The sequence below is a fragment of the Nocardia sp. NPDC056000 genome (genome assembly GCF_042269265.1).
In the GTDB taxonomy this organism is placed as follows: Bacteria; Actinomycetota; Actinomycetes; order Mycobacteriales; family Mycobacteriaceae; genus Nocardia.
Map to the genome: position 1 here is coordinate 128,321 of NZ_JBHJXS010000014.1, position 19,308 is coordinate 147,628.

Annotated in this window: 17 protein-coding genes; 11 read left to right on the forward strand and 6 right to left on the reverse strand. The window is 66.6% G+C overall.

The genetic code is table 11. The features are described 5' to 3' along the window. The first annotated feature begins 36 nt into the window (after window positions 1–36). Window positions 37–2,013 carry a serine/threonine-protein kinase gene (locus ACFC4D_RS35825; protein ID WP_376070020.1) on the forward strand — a complete coding sequence of 659 codons (1,977 nt, stop codon included), beginning with the start codon at window positions 37–39 and terminating at the stop codon, window positions 2,011–2,013. Between the two features lie 7 nt (window positions 2,014–2,020). Continuing rightward, window positions 2,021–4,129, forward strand: a complete 2,109-nt coding sequence (locus ACFC4D_RS35830) for a protein kinase (RefSeq protein WP_376070022.1) — start codon at window positions 2,021–2,023, stop codon at window positions 4,127–4,129. Window positions 4,130–4,274: 145 nt separating this feature from the next. Here ACFC4D_RS35830 and ectB read toward each other — a convergent pair whose 3' ends face one another. Next, window positions 4,275–5,537, reverse strand: coding sequence for a diaminobutyrate--2-oxoglutarate transaminase (ectB, locus tag ACFC4D_RS35835; protein WP_376070023.1), 1,263 nt, complete (start codon window positions 5,535–5,537; stop codon window positions 4,275–4,277). 319 nt (window positions 5,538–5,856) lie between these two features. Here ectB and ACFC4D_RS35840 point away from each other — a divergent pair, with 319 nt between their 5' ends. The 7 genes from ACFC4D_RS35840 to ACFC4D_RS35870 all read left to right on the forward strand — a co-directional run bounded on the left by ACFC4D_RS35840 (window position 5,857) and on the right by ACFC4D_RS35870 (window position 12,834). Continuing rightward, the gene (locus ACFC4D_RS35840; RefSeq protein WP_376070024.1) at window positions 5,857–6,660 is read left to right on the forward strand and encodes an ABC transporter permease; all 804 of its coding nucleotides are present in this window, start codon (window positions 5,857–5,859) and stop codon (window positions 6,658–6,660) included. Then, on the forward strand, window positions 6,653–7,471 hold the full coding sequence (locus tag ACFC4D_RS35845) for an ABC transporter permease (protein WP_375955431.1): 819 nt from the start codon (window positions 6,653–6,655) through the stop codon (window positions 7,469–7,471). The genes ACFC4D_RS35840 and ACFC4D_RS35845 overlap by 8 nt, the downstream gene beginning before the upstream one ends. Continuing rightward, window positions 7,468–8,451: an ATP-binding cassette domain-containing protein gene (locus ACFC4D_RS35850; RefSeq protein WP_376070026.1), complete on the forward strand. Its 984-nt coding sequence runs from the start codon at window positions 7,468–7,470 to the stop codon at window positions 8,449–8,451. Before ACFC4D_RS35845 ends, ACFC4D_RS35850 begins: the two co-directional genes overlap by 4 nt. Window positions 8,452–8,641: 190 nt before the next feature. Next, window positions 8,642–11,404, forward strand: coding sequence for a nitrate- and nitrite sensing domain-containing protein (locus tag ACFC4D_RS35855; protein ID WP_376070403.1), 2,763 nt, complete (start codon window positions 8,642–8,644; stop codon window positions 11,402–11,404). Next, window positions 11,401–11,829: a roadblock/LC7 domain-containing protein gene (locus ACFC4D_RS35860; RefSeq protein WP_364629260.1), complete on the forward strand. Its 429-nt coding sequence runs from the start codon at window positions 11,401–11,403 to the stop codon at window positions 11,827–11,829. Before ACFC4D_RS35855 ends, ACFC4D_RS35860 begins: the two co-directional genes overlap by 4 nt. Then, window positions 11,826–12,254, forward strand: a complete 429-nt coding sequence (locus ACFC4D_RS35865; RefSeq protein WP_364629257.1) for a DUF742 domain-containing protein — start codon at window positions 11,826–11,828, stop codon at window positions 12,252–12,254. The genes ACFC4D_RS35860 and ACFC4D_RS35865 overlap by 4 nt, the downstream gene beginning before the upstream one ends. Continuing rightward, window positions 12,235–12,834, forward strand: a complete 600-nt coding sequence (locus tag ACFC4D_RS35870; protein WP_364632711.1) for an ATP/GTP-binding protein — start codon at window positions 12,235–12,237, stop codon at window positions 12,832–12,834. Before ACFC4D_RS35865 ends, ACFC4D_RS35870 begins: the two co-directional genes overlap by 20 nt. Before the next feature lie 348 nt (window positions 12,835–13,182). On the opposite strand, the gene ACFC4D_RS35875 is transcribed toward ACFC4D_RS35870, so the two are convergent. Next, window positions 13,183–13,503 carry a hypothetical protein gene (locus ACFC4D_RS35875; protein ID WP_364629254.1) on the reverse strand — a complete coding sequence of 107 codons (321 nt, stop codon included), beginning with the start codon at window positions 13,501–13,503 and terminating at the stop codon, window positions 13,183–13,185. Window positions 13,504–14,018: 515 nt separating this feature from the next. Between ACFC4D_RS35875 and ACFC4D_RS35880 the strand changes: the two genes are divergently transcribed. Continuing rightward, window positions 14,019–14,579 carry a DUF4254 domain-containing protein gene (locus ACFC4D_RS35880; protein WP_376070029.1) on the forward strand — a complete coding sequence of 187 codons (561 nt, stop codon included), beginning with the start codon at window positions 14,019–14,021 and terminating at the stop codon, window positions 14,577–14,579. Here the strand turns inward: ACFC4D_RS35880 and ACFC4D_RS35885 are convergent. The 3 genes from ACFC4D_RS35885 to ACFC4D_RS35895 are packed head-to-tail and all read right to left on the reverse strand — an operon-like array spanning window position 14,573 to window position 17,153. Continuing rightward, window positions 14,573–14,929 carry a hypothetical protein gene (locus ACFC4D_RS35885; RefSeq protein WP_376070031.1) on the reverse strand — a complete coding sequence of 119 codons (357 nt, stop codon included), beginning with the start codon at window positions 14,927–14,929 and terminating at the stop codon, window positions 14,573–14,575. The two genes, ACFC4D_RS35880 and ACFC4D_RS35885, sit on opposite strands and share 7 nt — an antisense overlap. Then, window positions 14,930–16,078: a fatty acid desaturase family protein gene (locus tag ACFC4D_RS35890; RefSeq protein WP_375955436.1), complete on the reverse strand. Its 1,149-nt coding sequence runs from the start codon at window positions 16,076–16,078 to the stop codon at window positions 14,930–14,932. Between the two features lie 13 nt (window positions 16,079–16,091). Continuing rightward, window positions 16,092–17,153: a ferredoxin reductase gene (locus tag ACFC4D_RS35895; protein ID WP_364629242.1), complete on the reverse strand. Its 1,062-nt coding sequence runs from the start codon at window positions 17,151–17,153 to the stop codon at window positions 16,092–16,094. Window positions 17,154–17,342: 189 nt separating this feature from the next. Between ACFC4D_RS35895 and ACFC4D_RS35900 the strand changes: the two genes are divergently transcribed. Further along, window positions 17,343–17,981, forward strand: a complete 639-nt coding sequence (locus tag ACFC4D_RS35900) for a TetR family transcriptional regulator (protein WP_375956095.1) — start codon at window positions 17,343–17,345, stop codon at window positions 17,979–17,981. Here ACFC4D_RS35900 and ACFC4D_RS35905 read toward each other — a convergent pair whose 3' ends face one another. Continuing rightward, the gene (locus ACFC4D_RS35905) at window positions 17,982–19,301 is read right to left on the reverse strand and encodes an MFS transporter (protein ID WP_376070033.1); all 1,320 of its coding nucleotides are present in this window, start codon (window positions 19,299–19,301) and stop codon (window positions 17,982–17,984) included. Window positions 19,302–19,308: the final 7 nt, after the last annotated feature.

Genomic DNA, 19,308 nt, shown 5'->3' on the forward strand with positions numbered 1-19,308 from the left:
TGCCACAATGGATCCGCGACGAGGAGCCGAAACGCCATGACGAGTCCGCATCACCCGCTCACCGTCGGATCCAGGTTCGGCCCCTATCGGCTGGACCGGTTGATCGGGCGCGGGGGCATGGGCGAGGTGTATCAGGCCTACGACACGGTCAAGGACCGGACGGTGGCCATCAAGGTGCTGCCGGAGCGGCTGGCCCAGGATCCGATGTATCGGCAGCGCTTCCAACGCGAATCCCATGCCGCGGCCCGGCTGCGCGAGGCGCATGTGATTCCCATTCACGATTACGGCGAGATCGACGGGCGACTGTTCATCGATATGCGCCTGGTGGACGGGGACAGCCTGCGGGCGCTGCTGCGCGATGCCGGACCGGGATCGCCGGAGCGCACGGTCGGACTGATCGAGCAGATCGCCGCGGCCCTGGACGCCGCACATCATGACGGCCTGCTGCACCGCGATATCAAGCCCGACAATATTCTGCTGACCGGGGACGGCTTCGCCTATCTGGTGGATTTCGGCATCGCCCAGTCGGCCACCGATCCGTCCCTGACCAAGGATGGTTCGGCGGTCGGGTCCTATCACTACATGGCCCCCGAACGCTTCGCCGCCACCGAGCTGACGCCCGCCGCCGATGTGTACGCGCTGGCCTGCGTGCTCTACGAATGTCTCACCGGCGTGCGGCCGTTCACCGGTGCGAACGACGCCCAGATCATGCGGGCGCACCTGTTCGAGACCCCGCCCCGACCCAGCCGGGTGCGCGCCTCGGTGCCCGCGACCTTCGATCCGGTCATCGCGCGCGGGCTCGCCAAGAGTCCCCAGGAGCGCTACCCCAGCGCGGGCGCACTGGCCGCCGCCGCGCGCGCGGCGCTCGGTCCCGCCGATCCGGGTGCGTCGGCGGTGACCGCACCGGTGGATACAGCCGCGCAGGAACGGACCGTCACCAGCGCGGGCGGCTCGGGTCCGCGTGCGGGACGCCTGCGCCGCCTGGTGTCGGTACTGGGTGTGCTCGTATTGGTCGCCGCCGCACTGGGTTTCGCGGGGTGGGCGGTGGCGTCCAAACACACCTCCGGTATCGCGGTGGCCGATGACACCGCGTTGACCCCGGCCGATATCGAACTGCTCGCGAAGGTGGACGGACTCGCGTACAAGCGGCAGAACTGCAACCATGAACGCCCCGATTCCACCACCGTCGCGGTGTTCCTGTGCGCGGCGGTGCCCGCCTCCTCCACCCCGGCCGCGCGCTTCTGGCGCTTCCGCAGCACCGACGCCATGCGGGATTACTACCGGACGATGGTGTCCACCCTGCACTTCACCAGCTGTCCGGCCGATCCCGCCGGAAACGATGGACCGTCCATGCGCGACGGTAAGGAGGTGGGCCGCAAAGCCTGCTTCGCCAATAAGGCCGAAACCCCGAACGCGCCCAAACCGACCCTGCTGGTGACCGATACCGCACTGGCGGCGATCGCCGTCTATATCTACGCGGGTCCGGACCAGACCTCGTTCCGCGACTATCGCGCGAAGAACAACGGCGGGCAGTTCCACCCCGATGCCACCCAGGATCCGGATTTCCTCAGCGCGGAAGACCGGGCGCTGCTGACGCATACCGGTCCGGATTATCGAGCGAGCAATTGCAGGCATGCCGATCCGCCCGGATCGCTGGCGAACGCATACCTGTTGTGCGGCAGCAAGATCGGCGCACCCGGGGTGAGCTTCTTCGGCTTCCCGGATCAGCGTTCGGCCGATGTGCTGTACCAGGGGGATCTGAGCCAGTTCCCGGGGCACGCGTGCGGGGGCGGTGCGGGAACCGACACGGTGTGGCGCAAGGGTTCCGGGCAGGCCGGGCGGTTCTTCTGCTTCGTCGACGCCTCCTCCGATACGGCGCAGAACTGTCTGGTGGCGGTGCACAGCACACTCGGCCTGTTCGTCATCACCTGTGTGCTGCCGCAGGATTCCCCGGAGAACGGCCCGAAAGACGAAGCGGCACTGCAGTCCTGGTTCCAGCAGAATTTCGGATGAGGCGGATATGACGAATCCGGAGCGCGCGCCGGTCGTCGGGGCTCGTTTCGGGCCCTACCGGCTGGATCGGCTGATCGGCCGCGGCGGTATGGGCGAGGTGTATCAGGCCTACGACACGGTCAAGGACCGTACCGTCGCGATCAAGGTGCTGCCCGCGCGGCTGGCCGAGGATCCGGTGTACCGCAGGCGTTTTCAGCGCGAATCGCACGCCGCGGCCCGGTTGCGCGAGGCGCATGTGATTCCGATCCACGATTACGGCGAGATCGACGGCCACCTGTACATCGATATGCGCCTGGTCGACGGGGAGAGCCTGCGCGATCGACTGCGCCGCATCGGATATGACACACCGGAGCGCGCCGTCGCGGTCATCGAGCAGGTGGCGGCGGCGCTGGACGCCGCGCACACGGACGGCCTGCTGCACCGGGATATCAAGCCGGACAACATCCTGCTCACCACAGAGGGCTTCGCCTACCTGGTGGATTTCGGCATCGCCCAGTCCGCCACCGATGCCACGCTCACCGCCGACGGTTCGGCGGTCGGCTCCTTCGGCTATATGGCCCCCGAACGCTTCTCCTCCCGCGACCTGACCCCCGCCGCCGACGTCTACGCACTGGCCTGCGTGCTGTTCGAATGCCTCACCGGTACAAGACCTTTCATCGGCGATACGGACGCGCAGATCATGCGCGCCCACCTCTTCGACCCGGTACCCCGCCCCAGCCTGGTTCGTCCCACCGTCTCCGCGGCCTTCGATCCCGTGGTCGCGCGCGGTATGGCCAAGAACCCGTCCGGTCGCTACCGCACCGCGGGCGATCTGGCCGAAGCCGCACGCGCCGCCCTCACCGCACCACCGGAGCCGGGCGAGCCCACCCTCACGGGCGCGGACTCCGAATGCGGCGACGAAACGAAACCCGCTGCCGCGCCGCGGGATATGCCGACGGATTCGACGGCCGCACCCGAGCGCGGTTCCGGTTCCGAGCCGCGGCCGAAGCCCGAAAATGGTTCGGGGACAGCGCAGGAGCCCCCAACCTCTGCCGCGGCGCGCCGGGTGACGAGCCGGTTCCACCGCCCGTCTCGGCCGGTGCTGCTGGGCGCGGTCACCGCGCTGGTCGTGGCGGCGCTCGGCTTCGCGGGATGGGCCGCGGCGCAGCCGCTTCGGACCGGGCACGCGGTGCCGAACGCGGGTGCGCTGACGCAGGCCGATATCGATCTGCTGGCGTTCACCGAACGTCCGGCGTTCAATCGCGCGAACTGCGTGCACGAGGAGCCCGACGAGTACAGTCTGGCGATCCTGTCCTGCGCCGTGAACTATCACGCGGGCAATCCCGGCGTCCGGTTCTGGCGTTTCCGCGATGCCGACAAACTCCACGAGTACTACACCTCGGTGCTGGACGTCACCAAACTCAGCGCGTGCCCGGGTGATCCGCCAGGCGTGGACGCGCCGTCCACGCGCGATGGCAAGGAGGTGGGGCGGCGCGGCTGCTACACCAATACCAAGATCGGCCCGGCGCCCAAGCCCGCGTTCATCGTGACGAACGAGGAGATTCCGGCCATGGCCATGTACCTCTGGGACGATGTCTCCGATCAGCCGCTGCGCGATTGGGAAGCGCGGCAGGACTATTGGCAGTTCCGCTCCGCCGACCGCGCCCGCGATCCGGATGTCTTCTCCCCCGCGGATCGCAAACTGCTGACCGATCTCGGCAAGGATTGGCGCACCGGCAATTGCCGCCACGGCGAGGTGCCGCAGGGTTCGGCCGCGAACGCCACGGTGGATTGTGTGAACGCCAACGGCTTTCCGGTGACCGGCTTCCTCGGTTTCGCCGATCGGGCCTCGGCGACCCAGCTGTATCAACAGGATCTGGATCTGCTGAAAGGCCATGCCTGCGGCGGCGGGCCGGAGCGCGGCGATACGGTCTGGCGGCAGGAAGGCAAACTCGTCGGGCGGTACTACTGCTATCCGGATCCGGACCAGACACAGAACGGCCGTGCGTGCCTGCTCGCGCTGCCCGACGAATTCGATACCGCCGCCATCTTCTGCGCACTGCCGCAGGCGGATCCGCATCTGGGGCCCAAATCCGAACAGCAACTGCTGGAATGGTTCCTGCGCAAACTCGGCTAGCGCGCAGCGGTCGCCAAGGCATCCGCAAATAGGAGATGCCGGGCTCCCTCCGCAGCTGGGAGCCCGGCATCAGGGTCGGCACCGGTGTGGGCGGTGACGACGTTCAGGGGGTGCGCCGCTCGATCGGCATGACGCACCGGGTTATTCAGTGCGCGTCGCGCACTATCTCGACCGCCCGGGTCAGCAGCCCGAGCCCGTGGGTGAGTTCGTCCTCGGTGGCGACCAGCGGCGGCAGCAGTTTCACCACTTCGTCATTGGAACCGGAGGTCTCCACCAGCAGCCCGAGTTCGAAAGCGATGCTGCTGACCTTGGCGGCCTGCGAGGCATCGTCGAACACCAGGCCGTGCACCATGCCGCGGCCCCGGGTGGAGGTGCCGCTGAAGGTTTCGGTCATGGCGGTGAGGTGTTTGCGAATGTGCTCACCCTTGGCGAGGGTGGCGGCCTCCATGCCCGCACCGGTCCAGTACTCGCGCAGCGCGACCTCACCGGTGATGAAGGCGGCATTGTTCCCACGGAACGTACCGTTGTGCTCACCCGGTGTCCACTGGTCGAGTTCGGGCTTCATCAGCACCAGCGCCATCGGCAGGCCATAGCCGCCAATGGATTTCGATAGCGTGATGATATCGGGCTGGATGCCGGCGACCTCGAAGGAGAAGAACGGACCGGTGCGCCCGCAACCCATCTGCACATCGTCGACGATGAGCAGAATGCCGCGCGCGGCGCACATATCGGCCAGGGCGCGCAGCCATTCGGCGCGGGCGACATTCACTCCGCCCTCACCCTGCACGGTTTCCACGATCACCGCGGCGGGCTTGTCGATGCCCGAGGAGCTGTCGTCCAGGGTGCGGCGCATCCATGAGAAGTCGTCGACGCCTTCGAGATACCCGTCGTAGGGCATCGGGGTGGCGTGGATGAGCGGTACGCCCGCGCCCGCGCGCTTGGCGGCATTGCCGGTGACCGACAGCGCGCCGAGGGTCATACCGTGGAAGGCGTTGGTGAAGTTCAGCACCGCGGTGCGCCCGGTGATCTTGCGCGCCAGCTTGAGTGCGGCCTCCACGGCGTTCGCGCCGGTGGGGCCGGGGAACTGCACCTTGTAGTCCATCCCGCGCGGGATGAGCAGCACATCGCGGATGGTCTCCAGCAGACGGCGTTTGGCGACGGTGGACATATCCAGTCCGTGCGTGATGCCGTCCCCGACCAGATAGTCGATCAGGGCCTGCTTGAGCACGGGGTTGTTATGCCCGTAGTTGAGCGAGCCCGCACCGGCGAAGAAGTCCAGGTACTCCTTACCGTTCTCATCGGTGAGCCAGCAGCCGCGCGCGGTGTCGAACACCGTCGGCCAGGCACGACAGTAACCGCGCACGTTGGATTCGAGCGTCTCGAAAACAGTCGTCTCGGCCACGGTCATCGATCGTCCTAGCGTCGGAGCAAAGTGAAACAGTGACGTTTCTACCATCCATCGCTCGCGCCGCGGAGGGTTTTCGGTGAAACCGGGCAATCTCGCGCAATCCATCGCGCGGGCCACACACCGAACCGGACAGAAGTGACGATCGTCTCGCCCGGGACAGCACGAGCATAACCCCCGGCGAACCGGACGAAGCAAACCCCTCAGGATGAAGACCTCGCGAACACCCGGTGCGCCTTCGCCCGGATTCGCGGTTCGCTGGAAAACCGCTGCGGGGCAGCGGCATTGCCGGTTTCGCCGGGTCCGGTAAGGTGAACTTCTTGTGCGTGCCGACGTGGGGGTTTACTGGCAACTGGTCAAGGCCGGATTTCGCAGGCAGTCGCACTATCGCCTGGCAATGCTGGCCGGACTCATCACGAACGTGGTGTTCGGCTTCGTCCGCGCGGCCGTGCTGATGGCCGCCGTGCACGCCAATAACGGCTTCGGCGGCTACGACCGGGGCACCATCGGCGCGTTCATCTGGCTGTCCCAGGGGCTGCTCGGAGCCATCGCGTTCTGGACCCTGCCCGATATCGTGGAACGCATTCGCACCGGCGATGTGGCCATCGACTTCCTGCGGCCCATCGATATCCAGGGCGCGCACCTGGCCGAATACATCGGCCGGGCAACCTATTCGCTGCTGCCGCGCGGACTGCCCAGCATGCTGGTCGGCGCGCTCACCTTCGGATTGGCGCTGCCCACCACCGCCGGACCGTACATTCTGGGCATCTTCAGCCTCGCGATGGCCATCGCGCTGTCGTTCCTGTCCATGTTCGCGGTGAGCCTGGCCGGATTCTGGCTGGTGGAAACGCGCGGACTGCGGGCCCTGCACATGATCTGCGGGACGTTCCTGGCCGGATTGTTCGCGCCCGTGCACCTGTTCCCGGACTGGCTGCGCACCATCGCCTACTGCACCCCGTTCCCCTCGATGCTGCAATGGCCCATCGATGTGCTGTCCGGCCGCACCACCGGTATGGCGGCGATGGGAATCGTGCTGGCGCAGGCTTTCTGGCTCGCCACCCTGACGGCACTGGGTCAACTGCTGCTGCGCGCGGGCCGCCGGAAACTGGAGGTGCAGGGTGGTTGACGGCCTACGCCCCTCCCGATTCGCGCCCTATCGCGCCGTACTCGCCTCCCGACTACGCGCGCAGCGGGCCTATCCACTGTCCTTCGCCACCGATGTGTTCAGCGCCTTCCTGATCGGGCTCGTCGAATTCGGCGAAATGTGGGTGATCTTCCACAATGTGCCGCAACTGGGCGGACTGCACCTGAATTCGATGCTGCTGCTGTTCGGAATGAGCAATACCTGCTTCGCCATCGCCGACATGCTGGTCGGGCACGCGGACACGCTGCCCACCTATATCCGCATGGGCAAACTGGACGCCTTCTACCTGCGCCCGCAACCGCTGCTGTTACAACTCATGACCAGCGATATCGCATTGCGCCGGGTGGCGCGCATCGCGGTGGCGGCCACCGTGCTCGGATTCGGCATCGCCCGCAATGACATCGACTGGACCGCAGCGCATCTCGCACTCTTCACGGTGACCCTGATATCCGGCATCACGATCTTCGCCGGACTCTTCATCACCGCCGCCGGGGTGCAGTTCTTCCTCATCGACGGGGCCGAACTGACCAATGCCTTCACCTACGGCGGCTCGTACGCGTCCATGCAACCGGCCTCGGTATTCCCCACACCGATGAAACTCATCTTCGGATTTCTCATTCCGGTCGCCTTCAGCTCCTATCTGCCCACCATCGCCCTGCTGGATCTGCCCGGATCGCCACCGCTGACCACGTGGCTGGCCTGGGCGTCCCCACTGGCGGCGGCGTGGGTGTGGGTGATCGCGCTGACATCGTGGCGGCTGGGCACCAGGCACTATCAGGGAGGCGGCGGATGAGCGAACCCATCATCGACATTGCCGGACTGACAAGGACTTTCGTCCTGAGCCGGAAACAGGGCCGCTGGCGACGGCGACGCGAGGTGCTGACCGCGGTCGACGATATGAGCTTCCGGATCGAACCCGGCGCGGCCGTCGGATACATCGGCGCGAACGGCGCGGGCAAATCCACCACCATCAAGATGATCACCGGCATTCTGGTGCCCAGCGCCGGACGACTGCGCACCTGCGGACTCGATCCGGTGCGGCAGCGCCGCGAACTGGCGGCGCGCATCGGGGTGGTGTTCGGACAGCGCTCGCAACTGTGGTGGGATCTGCCACTGCGCGAATCGTTTTCGATCCTGGCGGCCATTCACCGGCTGGAACCGGGCACGGCGCGGCGGCGCACGGACGAGCTGGTGGAACAGCTGGAGATGAGCAGCACCCTCGACACTCCCGTGCGCCAGCTCTCACTGGGCCAGCGCATGCGCGCGGAAGTGGCTGCGGCACTGCTGCATTCACCGGAACTGGTGATCCTGGACGAGCCGACCATCGGCCTGGATGTGTTGTCCAAACAGCGATTACGCGAATTCCTGCGGTATGAGCGCACCAGCCGCGGCACCACCCTGCTGCTCACCACGCACGATATGGGCGATATCGAGCGGCTGTGCGAACGGGTGCTGGTGGTCGATCACGGCAGCCTGGTCTACGACGGTTCACTGACCGGACTGGCCGCCACCGTCGGCGCGCATCGGGTGCTGACCGTCGATTTGGCCGAACCCACAACCGATCTCACCGATCTGCCGGGCGCGAAACTGCTCGCCAGCGAGGGCGGCGGTATGCGCCAGCGACTCGCCTTCGACACCGAGATCACCACGGCGGCGCAATTGCTCGCGGCGGTGTCGGCGCGGGCCGAGGTGCGCGATCTGTCCATCGAAGAACCCGATATCGAGGATGTGGTGCGGCGCATCTACGAGGCCGCGGCGCATCCGCTTTCGTGATTCGCGGCGATATCGAATCACGGCCCGGCAGCAATTCGGCCGCGTACCGACAGGTGAATTCGATGTTGTTCACCCCATTGTCTTCCCCTGGACGCGAAGACCACATCTGCCTCTGACATCTTGCTGGTAATTCTCTGTGCACCCGGTCCTGGGCAGTGCGGAAGCTCGATTTTCAGGAGTGTGTGTGAATATGCGTCCGGCGCGATTGTTGCAGCGCGGTAACGTAAAACTCACGCCCGCATTGGAATTCATCCGGCCGCGCACTATTCGCGCCCGACTGCGGCGCATTCTGCTGCTCTCGGTGGTGCTGGTGCTGGCCCTGCTCACCGTCATCATCTCCGGTGAGGTGACGCGCTATCGCGATACCGGATCCACCACGCACGCGGTCGATCTCGCGCTGGCGGTGCAGGATCTGGTGCACGAGGCGCAGCGCGAACGCGGTCTCACCAACGGTCTGCTCGGCGGCGACGATTCCGCGCGCGGCGCGGTCACCGCACAGCGCGCCGCGGTGGATGGCGCGCTGCAACAATTGAATCGGGTGCTGAGCACCGGTGCGCCCGGATCGGCGCAGGTGCGCGACGCGCTGGGGCGGCTGTCCGGGCTCAGCGCCAATCGCGGTGACGTCGACGCCCGCCATATCGATCGAGCGGCCTCGTTCACCTTCTACACCGGTGCGATCCTGGCCCTGAATCAGGCGCGGCCCGGACTGGACAACGCCCGCGATACCCAACTCTGGCGCGGATTGCAGACGCTGTACGCGCTCGGCGACGTCAAGGAGTACACGGCGCAGCAGCGCGGCTTCCTCAACGGCGTCTTCGCCGCGGGCGGGTTCGGGCCCGGCGAATACGTGCAGTTCCTCGATATTCGCGCCGGAAAGCAGGGCGCCGTCGCGGCTTTCGAACGCGAGGCCACCCCCGAACAGCGGTCCCGGCTGTACACCGCCATGCGCACCGATGAATCGGTGCGGGCCGCCGAATCCGAATCGATCGCCATCGCATCGGTGCGCGGACCACTGACCGAACCGGTGAATCCGGCCGACTGGTGGCGGCAGATGACCTCGGTCATCGATGCCGAACGCGGGGTGCAGCGCGGCATCGGCGATGAGATCCACGCTCGCGCCGCCGAATTGCGCCGCGACGCCGCGACGGTGCTCGGCGTGTACGCGCTGGCCGCACTGCTCGCGGTGGCGGCCATGGTGGCGCTGGTGGTGACGACCGTGCGGGCCATCGTGCAACCCCTCGCCGAGCTGGCCCGGGAGGCGGACGCGGTCGCCGACGAGCGGCTGCCGCGGTTGGTGGCGGACTGGCACGACAGTGCGGTCGAGGATCCCGAACCACCCGAACCGGTGCGCGCCAACGCCGCCGCGGGCGCCGAGATCGCCTCGGTGGCAACCGCGCTGGACCGCGTCCAGGCCACCGCCTTCGAACTCGCCTCCGCCCAGGCCCGGCTGCGCCGCAACACCACCGAATCACTGGCCAACCTGGCGCGCCGCAATCAGAACCTGGTACGCCGCCAGCTCGGCCTGATCAGCGATTTCGAACGCGAGGAACTGGATCCCAGCGCGCTGTCCAATCTCTTCGAGCTCGACCATCTGGCCACCCGCATGCGCCGCAATGCCGAAAGCCTGCTGGTGCTGGTCGGCGAATCCAGTCCGCGCCGCTGGTCGCAGTCCATTCCGCTCACCGATGTCATTCGCGCCGGCCTGTCCGAGGTGGACGACTACCGCCGCGTCATCATGCGGCGCGTCGACGATGCCGCCATCGCCGGATCCGCGGTCAGTGAGCTCGCGCATATGCTCGCAGAACTCATCGAGAACGGATTGGCCTTCAGCCCACCGGATCTCGAAGTGGAGATCTACGGCCGCCGCATCGGCCCGCGCTATCTGCTCGCCGTGGTGGATCACGGCGTGGGCATGCCCGCCGATCAACTCGCCGTGGCCAATGCCCGCCTGCGCGGCGAAGCCGACTTCCTGGTGGCCCCCACCCGCTACCTCGGCCACTTCGTCGTCGGCCGCCTGGCCAAACGCCTCGGCATCGAAGTGGAACTCACCGTCTCCCCCGTCAGCGGTGTGGTGGCGCGTCTGCTGATCCCCGAATCCCTGCTGGGCGATCAGGCCCCACCCCCAATCGCCGCGACCCCGGGCCTGGACTCGAAACACGCTGCCGTCGCGGCACTTCCCGCCGCCGACGATATGCCCGAGCCCAGCTACGGCCGCCACAGTCCCGCCAGAGCACTGGCCGCGGCGACCGCCCCGGAATCCACTGAACCGCACCCGACCACGACAACCGGCGACTTCCCCTTCAGCACAACGGTATTCGCCGCCTCGGGTGACACCGGCCGCAATGCGCACATCGCGTTCACCTCCGGCGGTCTGACCACCGGCGGCATCATCGAACCGCCCGACCCGCGCGACAGATACGCCAACGGCGCGCGCTCGGTCCCCACCGGCGGCAGCGGCGTCAAACTCATCCCGCTCGCGGATCCAGCCGATCCCCCTGCGGGACAACCGGTATCGAACCGCCACAGCGGATCCGAAGTGACCGGCGAGGTGCCCGCCACCGGATTCCCGGACGGTTCGGCCGGACGGCGCACGCCGGTCGACCCCGCGCGGGCCGTCATCGCGGGTGCGGCGGCCGCGCCGGGATCGACGTCGCCCTCACCAACGGACGCGGCTGATGTTCCGGGATCCGTCCCGCAGGTGCAACGCACACGAAACGGTCTCGTCAAGCGCAGCCGGAAGACTCGGGAGAATTCGGGTGTCACGCCGGGTGGCGCCCAACCCGCACCGCCGTCCCCGCCCGCCGTTCCGCAGGCCGATCGCACCCCGGAAGCGGTGCGCGGCATGCTCGCCGGGTTCCGGGCCGGGCATCAGCGCGGTGAACGCGTTGTGCCGCAGCAGGATACGGGCGCATCGGCTCGACCCGGCTCGAAGAATCAGGAGGACCGCAGGTGACGACCCACTACCCCGACACCGATCCGCACGCGTTCAATTGGCTGCTGGCCGATTTCGTGCGCGGCACCGACGGTGTGCGCGATGCGGTGGCGGTCTCCTCGGACGGGCTGCTCATGGCCATGTCCCAGGGACTGGACCGCAATGGGGCCGACCGGCTCGCGGCCATGGTGTCGGGGCTCACCAGCCTCGGTCGAAGCGCTTCGCGCAGTTACGATTTCGACGGACTGCGGCTCATCATGATCGAGATGGGGCGGGGGTTCCTGCTGGTCTCGGCAATGACCAATGGCAGCTGCATCGGCGTCATCGCCGAACACCAGGCCGATGTGGGCCTGGTCGGATATCAGATGGCCGTGCTCGCCGAGCGCGCCGGCGCGCTGCTCACCCCGGCGCTCATCACCGAACTGCGAGAATCGCTGGCCCGATGAATGATTCGCACCGGTTGCCCGACGCCCGGATGATGACCGGATTCCCGATGCGGCAGGGCGCCGCGGCCGATGAGATCGACACCTCGCCCGGAGCCGCGGAAGCCGACCTACAGGTGGTGCGCCCCTTCATGATGACCGCCGGACGCACCACGCCCCTGGTCGACGGACTGCGCATCGAAACCCTGGTGCGCGCCTCACCCGCCGCACTGTCCGCCCCACTGCGTTTCGAATTGGAACGGGTGGTGCGGCTGTGCCAGCGCCCGCACTCCATCGCCGAGATCGGCGCCGCGCTGCGGGTGCCGGTCGGGGTGGCGCGCGTCCTGGTCAGCGATCTGGTCGCCGCCGGCCATGTCGCGGTGAGCCAGGGTAGTGAACTGTCCACCTCCGCGATCGAAAGGATCCGGGATCTTGTACGGGCACTCTGACATTCCCGCCCCCGCCCCGCTCGCCTCCTCGGTGAAAATCGTGGTCAGCGGCGGTTTCGGCGTCGGCAAGACCACGCTCATCGGCGCCATCTCCGAAATCGAGCCGCTCGCCACCGAAGCCGCCATGACCGAGGTCTCGGTCGGGGTCGACACCCCCGGCCGCGCGACCGGAAAGACCACCACCACGGTGGCATTGGACTTCGGCCGCATCACCCTCGATCACTCGCTGGTGCTCTATCTCTTCGGCACGCCCGGCCAGGAACGCTTCGAATTCCTCTGGGACGATCTGCTGGACGGTGCGCTCGGCGGCGTCATCCTGGTCGACACCGATCGGGTCCAGGACTGCTATCCGGTACTGGACTACTTCGAACAGCGCCGCACCCCATTCGTGGTGGCGGTCAACCGATTCGAGGCCGCACCGGCCTTCGAACTCGACGAGGTGCGCGAGGCCCTCGATATCGACCCGTCCATCCAATTGCTGGATTGCGATGCGCGCGACCGGGAATCGGTGAAAACCATCCTCGTTGCCCTACTGGAACAAATCCTGCAGGCCCGCCGCTCCCCCGCCCTGGCACTCTGAATTCACCCGGGCCGCCCCACCGCGACCGCAAACCGCCCCGAGTGCGTGCGCACTCGGGGCGGTATCCCGAAAACCCTTCCGGGAGATGAGGTTTAACGGCCGCCGAAGGAGCCGGTGAACAGGGTGTTGAGGATACCGCTGAGTGCAGCGCTACCGGTGTTGAAGAGCCCGTTCAGGGCGGCGCTACCAGTATCGATGATGACCGGGATCATTATTTTCAACCTCTCTGTTGGTTCGCCTCCGTCCGGGATTTCCGACCGGCGACGTGACCCACCTTGCAGGGGCTCCCTTACAGCGCCCTTGCCTGTTGCTGAGAGGTAACTAAGTTGGCGTGTGTCGCCCGACACACTAGTTCGGGGCGTGCCCGTCCGCCGCGTACAGGCTCACTTCACCGTCTTCCCCCAGAAACGCGTTGACCAGCATCGTTCCCGAGGAACGCAGCTCATCCGGGGTCGGCGCGGCGGTGGTGACCGAGATCTGCGGTACCGCAGCCCAGTTCACGACATAGCGTTCGGGCGGCCCGTCATCATTGGACAGGTGCGCGAGCCGGAACACCGACACCCGCCGGCGAACAATCAGGGTGCGCACGACTTCGGCGATTCGCTCCGGGTCTTCCAGCGCGAACATGAATCCGAAGCGCAGCTCGGGTGAGGACGCATAGGCTGGCACGAATACCCAGGCTAATCGAGCGCGGCGCGCAGCGCTCCCGGCGCGCCGCGCCGATAGCTATTCATAAGCCTGAGTAACGGACTCGATCGAGGCGAACGCGGCACCGGCCCGGAACCGACCGACCAGCCCGTGCAGATGCACCCCCGAAGAGGTGTCGATCAGCCACCTTTCACAACCCCCACGTGACTCAGTTGTAATGCTGTATAACGATTCTCCGCCAGGTTCGCCGATCGAGCGCCGTTTGGTTGCGCCCGTCCGACTATCGCGCTTTCCTGAAATAGTCCCGTATTTCGGACAGTCTCCCCATCGCACCGTCGCGAATTTCCCGGTTTCTTCACCGTGCCGTTTGTGGTGGGCTGTGCGTCCCGGCATGCGGGCCTGCGCCGGAGCCGAGGGGAGCCCCTCCCCGAAACCTCCTCGGCTCTGGCGCATCCAAACTGCACTGGCTAAGGGTGGGAAATATGGCAACGGACTACACCGGTACGGGGTACGGAGCCGAGCTACCATCGCCCAGAATGCTGTTGCGCGCCTTCCAGGAACCGGTCTCCACACTCGGCACCGATCCTTCCGACGCCGCCCACCCCGATCGCGAGGTGCTGGCCGCGGCCCACGACCTGGTGCAATGCCATGAGGGCAGGCATCGGGCGCAGGAGGCGGCACACGCCGCCGGAGCCACACCGCAGCGCGTGGCCGACCATATCGGGCTGGTGGAAGATATCGACGCCCGGCGGACCGAGCTGGTGGCGCGCATCGACGAATGGGTGGCGATCCATATCCCGCATCGCGGCGGGGCCTCACTGCACACCGAGACGCTCGGCGCGGTGATAGACCGCATGGCGGCGAAATGGGTTGCGGCGCAACAGGCTTTGAACACTGCTCGGTCGGAGGGCGCAGTGCGCAAACAGAATCCGGACGGCCGCCCACGGCGGCGCAGCAGCCCGCATCTGGGCGAGCCGCCGCGGCACGCGGACAGCGAGGCGCACCTACAGTGGTATCGCCTCGCCGAACTCGCCGATGGCTATAAGGATCTGATTACCGAAGTGGCACAGCACCGTAGGCGGTTGCCCGTCTACTGACGCGGTTCCACGATCTCGGCGTCGATGAACTCCGGCTCCGGCTCCACCTTCGCCGCACCAGGCTGGGCCTTGGGCGAATCAGTCTGGGCCGCAACGGGTTCCGCGTCGCCGTCGAAATCATCATCGAAGTCGTCGAGATCCGCGGCGGACGCGCGCTGACTGGCGGCATCCTGTGCGGCGGCCGCGGCCGCCTCGCGCATTTCGATGGCGTCGGTGATCCAGTCGCCGATCTCCTTGGTCACCTCGGCGACCGTTCCGGTGATGATCGATGCGATATTGCCGACGTGCCGGGCTCCGGACGACGTCAGTTCCTGGATCAGATCCTTATTGCTTTCGAATTTTCCGATCATTCACACGCCCACTTCGCTAGCCTGCCCCCGGCGCATCACGATAACACCGTTGGGTTGCGGTTTCCCCGCGAGCACCGGCGGCAGCGCGAGCTTGAACAGCTTGGCCCAGACCGAGCCGATCTGCTGGCTGAAGCTACCGGTGTTGTAGGGCAGACCGTGCTTCTCGCACAGCGCCTTCACCTCGGGCGCGATCTCCGGATACCGGTTCGCGGGCAGGTCCGGGAACAGGTGGTGTTCGATCTGATGCGAGAGATTGCCGCTCATGATGTGGAACAGGCGGCTGCCGTCGATATTGGCCGAGCCCAGCATCTGGCGCACGTACCACTCGCCCTGGGTCTCCTCGGTGCACTCTTCCTCGGTGAACGTCTGTACGCCCGACGGGAAGTGCCCGCAGAAGATGATCGAGAACGTCCACAGGTTGCGCACGATATTGGCGGTGAAGTTACCGGCCAGCGTGGACAGGAACAGCGGCCCGGTCAGCGCCGGGAACACCACGTAATCCTTGAGCACCTGCCGCCCGGCCTTGCGGACCTGACCCTTGACCAGCGCCTTGATATCGGACCACTTGCGCTTGCCCTGGATGATGTTCTCAACCTCCAGGTCATGCCCCATCACGCCCCATTCGAACGCGACCATGAGGAAGAACGCGTACAGCGGGTTGCCCAGCCGCAGCGGATTCCAGGGCTGCTGCTCGTCCACGCGCAGGATGCCGTAGCCGATATCGCGGTCCATGCCGTGGATATTGGTGTACGTGTGGTGCATGTAGTTGTGCGAGTGCCGCCACTGATCGGCCGGGCAGACGGTGTCCCATTCGAAGACCCGCGAGTTCAGGCCCGGCTCACGCATCCAGTCGTACTGGCCGTGCATGACATTGTGGCCGATCTCCATATTGTCGAGAATCTTCGACACCGACAGCGCGGCCACGCCCGCCAGCCAGAACGGCGGCAGGAAGCCGAGGTACATCAGGCCGCGGCCGGCGATCTCGAAACCGCGCTGCGCCTTGATGATCGAGTAGATGTATTCGCGATCCCGCTCGCCCAGATCGTCGGTGACGCGAGCGCGGATCTCGTCCAGCGCGCGGCCGATCTCCTCGACCTGCTCCTGGCTCAGTACGACGGGTCCCGCGGGTGTCTCGGTAAGTATCGCCATGATTTCTGTCCCCTCAAATAGCGATGTCGACGTCCCCGACGGGGGCGTTGATGCAGAGTTGGATGGGCTGGTCGGGGTCCGCGTCGACCTCGCCGGTGCGTAGATTTCGGGTGCAGCCGCTGCGCTTGACCGCGGTGCAGGTGAAGCAGATACCCATGCGGCAGCCGTATTCCGGGGTGAGACCGGCGGATTCGGCCTGCTCGAGCAGGCTCGCGCCATTGTTCTCGACGGTCTTGCCGGTACCGGAGAAGGTGATCTCGCCTTCGGCCGTGGCCGGATCGCTGGGCGCGACGGTGAGCGTGAACTCCTCCGAATGCAGCCGCTCTTCCAGCTGTTCGGCCTCGTAGACGGTGCGTACCGCCTTCATGAGTCCGGGCGGGCCGCACAGGTAGGTCTGCGCGAACGGGAACCACGGCGCGAGCCGCTCCAGCTCGTCATAGCTGAAGTTCGCGTCGCCGCCGAGCTCGGGGTAGAGCAGTTCGACCCGGAAGTTGTTGTGCTGCAATGCGAGAGCTTCCAGCTCGGTGCGATGCGGCACCCATTCCGGTGAACGGTTGTAGTGCAGGAACAGCACCCGGCCCTGATACCGCTCGCTGGCGAGCGTGCGCAGCATGGACAGCGCCGGGGTGATACCGCTGCCGCCGGTGATCAGCACGATGCGATCGGGCCGCTCGGCGGGCAGGTGGAAGACGCCGGACGCCGGAGCCAGGTCGACCACCATGCCGGGAATCGCGTTCTCGTGCAGGTAATTCGACACCAGGCCGTGCGGATGCGCCTTGATGGTGAGTTCGATGTGCTTGTCGCGGCGACGGTCATTGTTCACCGGCGAATAGCAGCGGGTGTGCTTCACACCGTCGATGACCACGCCGATCTGCACGTACTGACCGGCGAGGTGGCCGCGCCACTGCCGGGTCGGGCGCAGCGTGAGCGTCACCGAGCCGACGGCGCTGCGGCGCACGTGCGTGATCTCGGCGCGCATATCGCGCAGGGTGAAGTTGGGGCGGACCAGCTCGAGATAGCGGTCCAGCTGATGCGGAGTGGTCAGTTTCTCCACGAGGTCGATGAGTCCAACCATTCTGGCCTCCTGTCGCGCCGCCGGGCTGGGCGACGCTGTCACGTTTCGATGTGCACGATCTCAGCGGGCGCTGATTTCGGTGCACATCTGTACACTCAACTAGTGTGCCGCTTGGAGGCCATCGAGTTCAACCGGCAGTTCGTGTGACCCACACGACATCTCACGAATGGAACGAATGTGAACGAATGTATGCTCATCGATGTGAGCGAGCAGGCAGCAACCAGGGGTGAGCGCAAGGAACGGACCCGCGCGGCACTACTGGACGGCACCCTTGCCCTGGCCGCCGAACGCGGCTTCGCCGCCCTGAGCCTGCGTGAGATCGCCCGGTCCGCGGGCATCGTGCCGACCGCGTTCTACCGGCACTTCACCTCACTCGACGAACTCGGCACCACCCTCGTCGAGGAGGGCGTGCGCCAACTCCGGCTGGCACTGCGGCAGATGCGCCGCACCCCCGACGCGCGCCTGGCCGCGACCGTCCGCTTCGTCTTCGAGCAGGTCGACAGCAAAACCGATCTGTGGGGCTTCCTGATTCGCGAACGCCACGGCGGATCGGCGGCGCTGCGCGGCGCCATCGCGGTGGAAATGCAGCTCATCGTGCGCGAACTCGTGGTGGACCTGTCCCGGGTGCGCAATCTCGACCACTGGTCTCCCGAGGATCTGGAGCTGGCCGCCGACCTGATCGTCGCCACGGTCGCCGACCGCATCGCCGACTACGTCGTCGCCACCCCGCGCGACCGCGCCCGCATCATCGACCGCACCGTGCTGCATGTGCGCCTGATCGCCCTGGGTATGGGTGCGTGGGATCCGGACGCCGTCTCCCATCCGTGATCAGAGCGCGGGCTGCCGAACCGGGAGCAGCGCGGCCAGACCCAGCGCGAGCACCAGCAGCAGACCGATGATGCCGAACCGCTCCGAACCCGTCGCCCAGACGAAGAAGCCGAAAAGCACCGGGGCCAGGAAGGATACGGCGCGACCGGTGGTGGCGTAGAGGCCGAACATCTGCCCCTCCCGGCCCGGCGGCGTCACCCGGATCAGGAAGGTGCGCGCGGAAGACTGTGCGGGACCGACGAATACGGTCAGCAGTAGGCCGAAGATCCAGAACATGAGCGGGCCGGAAACCACCAGCAACACCAGTCCGCACCCGATCATGGCGGCCAATGAGACCACGATCACCGGTTTCGGGCCGATGCGGTCGTCGACCCGGCCGGCGGTGATCGCGCCAAGGGCGGCAACGACATTCGCGGCGATGCCGAACAGCAGCACATCGGAGTCGGCGATATCGTAGACGCGCACCGCCAGCACCGCGCCGAAGGTGAACACGCCCGCCAGGCCATCGCGGAAGATGGCGCTGGCGAACAGGAATCCGACGGCGCGGCGGTCGGCACGCCAGAGTTCACGCACATCACGCCACAGAATGCGATACGCGTCCCTGAGCTTGCGCGTATCCGCGCCGGGATCGGCTGTGGTGCGCGGCAATTCGGGAACGAACAGGAACAGCGGCAGCGCGAAGGCGGCGAACCAGACCGCCGCAACCAGCGCCACCAGCCGGATATTCAGGCCGTCATCGGTGGGCACACCGAGCAGGCCCCGATAGTCGCCCTTACCGGAGATGAAGCCGAAATACACGATGAGCAGCAGGATGATGCCGCCGAAATAGCCCATGGCCCAGCCGAATCCGGACACCCGCCCCACGGTGGCGGGCGTCGACACCTGCCGCAGCATCGAGTTGTACGGCACATGCGACAGCTCGAACGTCGCCGAGCCGATACCCAGCAGCACCAGCCCCACCCACAGGTAGTGGTAGTTCTGATGCACGAAAAACATTGCCGCCATCAGCATTACCGTGAACGAGGTCAGCACGCCCAGCGACAGTTTGCGTTTCGCCGTGGCATCGAAGAACTGCCCGCTCACCGGCGCCGTCACCGCCACCACCAACCCGGCCAGCCCCAGCGCCCACCCCAGCCAGGCACTCGACGACACACCCCCGGGCAGATCCTTACCCACCTTATCGGTGAGATACACCGAGAACACGAAGGTGAGGATCACCGCATTGAACGCGGCCCCACCCCAATCCCACAGCCCCCACGACACCACCGGCCCCCGCCCGGCAGCCGACCCGATCGTCTCCTGCCCGGAAACCTCAGCCATGCGCGCA

Excerpts from the sequence above, each read along its gene's own strand:
- ACFC4D_RS35825 (WP_376070020.1), top strand. The coding sequence starts at position 37 with ATGACGAGTCCGCATCACCCGCTCACCGTCGGATCCAGGTTCGGCCCC.
- ACFC4D_RS35830 (WP_376070022.1), top strand. The coding sequence starts at position 2,021 with ATGACGAATCCGGAGCGCGCGCCGGTCGTCGGGGCTCGTTTCGGGCCC.
- ectB (WP_376070023.1), bottom strand. The coding sequence starts at position 5,537 with ATGACCGTGGCCGAGACGACTGTTTTCGAGACGCTCGAATCCAACGTG.
- ACFC4D_RS35850 (WP_376070026.1), top strand. The coding sequence starts at position 7,468 with ATGAGCGAACCCATCATCGACATTGCCGGACTGACAAGGACTTTCGTC.
- ACFC4D_RS35855 (WP_376070403.1), top strand. The coding sequence starts at position 8,642 with ATGCGTCCGGCGCGATTGTTGCAGCGCGGTAACGTAAAACTCACGCCC.
- ACFC4D_RS35865 (WP_364629257.1), top strand. The coding sequence starts at position 11,826 with ATGAATGATTCGCACCGGTTGCCCGACGCCCGGATGATGACCGGATTC.
- ACFC4D_RS35880 (WP_376070029.1), top strand. The coding sequence starts at position 14,019 with ATGCTGTTGCGCGCCTTCCAGGAACCGGTCTCCACACTCGGCACCGAT.
- ACFC4D_RS35885 (WP_376070031.1), bottom strand. The coding sequence starts at position 14,929 with ATGATCGGAAAATTCGAAAGCAATAAGGATCTGATCCAGGAACTGACG.
- ACFC4D_RS35890 (WP_375955436.1), bottom strand. The coding sequence starts at position 16,078 with ATGGCGATACTTACCGAGACACCCGCGGGACCCGTCGTACTGAGCCAG.
- ACFC4D_RS35895 (WP_364629242.1), bottom strand. The coding sequence starts at position 17,153 with ATGGTTGGACTCATCGACCTCGTGGAGAAACTGACCACTCCGCATCAG.
- ACFC4D_RS35900 (WP_375956095.1), top strand. The coding sequence starts at position 17,343 with ATGCTCATCGATGTGAGCGAGCAGGCAGCAACCAGGGGTGAGCGCAAG.
- ACFC4D_RS35905 (WP_376070033.1), bottom strand. The coding sequence starts at position 19,301 with ATGGCTGAGGTTTCCGGGCAGGAGACGATCGGGTCGGCTGCCGGGCGG.